This window comes from Clostridium sp. HBUAS56010, from assembly GCF_007115105.1.
Lineage (GTDB): Bacteria > Bacillota > Clostridia > Lachnospirales > Lachnospiraceae > Lacrimispora.
Genome location: NZ_SULJ01000038.1, coordinates 419 through 1,274, shown reverse-complemented (window position 1 = coordinate 1,274; position 856 = coordinate 419). Strand labels below are relative to the sequence as shown.

Genomic DNA, 856 nt, shown 5'->3' with positions numbered 1-856 from the left:
TGGGCACTCTGGGGAGACTGCCAGGGATAACCTGGAGGAAGGTGGGGATGACGTCAAATCATCATGCCCCTTATGATTTGGGCTACACACGTGCTACAATGGCGTAAACAAAGGGAAGCAAAGCCGCGAGGTGAAGCAAATCCCAAAAATAACGTCTCAGTTCGGATTGTAGTCTGCAACTCGACTACATGAAGCTGGAATCGCTAGTAATCGCAGATCAGAATGCTGCGGTGAATACGTTCCCGGGTCTTGTACACACCGCCCGTCACACCATGGGAGTTGGTAACGCCCGAAGTCAGTGACCCAACCGCAAGGAGGGAGCTGCCGAAGGCGGGACTGATAACTGGGGTGAAGTCGTAACAAGGTAGCCGTATCGGAAGGTGCGGCTGGATCACCTCCTTTCTAAGGAAGAAGAAGTAGGCATTGAGTACTTAATGAGGCATAGCCGAGTTTAGTACGAAAGCCCACCCGAACACTTAATGAAACAAAGCGAAGCGGAGTTGAATTTAGTGAGAGTGGTGAGGGTTTTATATACTGTTGAGTCTTAGGTTTTCAAAGGAAGTAATTGAATAAGGAAACACCAAGAAAGACAAAGAATTTCTGGTGCCGATGCGCTTAGGGGAGACACCCGTTCCCATCCCGAACACGATGGTTAAGACCTAAGCGGCCGATGGTACTATGCTGGAAACGGCATGGGAGAGCAGGTGGGTGCCAGATTTATTATGGGCTTATAGCTCAGCTGGTTAGAGCGCACGCCTGATAAGCGTGAGGTCGGTGGTTCGAGTCCACTTAAGCCCATTGGTTAAACAACCAGAAAAAAGAATACAGGGATTGCCTTTAAAGGGTAGACCCACAT

Annotated in this window: 1 tRNA gene and 2 rRNA genes (1 of these 3 only partly in view); all 3 read left to right on the top strand. The window is 49.5% G+C overall.

Features of this window, described 5'->3' with window-relative positions:
• Nucleotides 1–402 (top strand): 16S ribosomal RNA (locus FAY33_RS19080) (its annotated part extends 1,197 nt beyond the left edge of the window); the annotation flags it as partial.
• Between the two features lie 197 nt (nucleotides 403–599).
• Nucleotides 600–717, top strand: a 5S ribosomal RNA gene (gene rrf / locus FAY33_RS19075).
• A gap of 7 nt (nucleotides 718–724) precedes the next feature.
• A tRNA-Ile gene (locus tag FAY33_RS19070) sits at nucleotides 725–798 on the top strand.
• Nucleotides 799–856 lie beyond the last annotated feature (58 nt).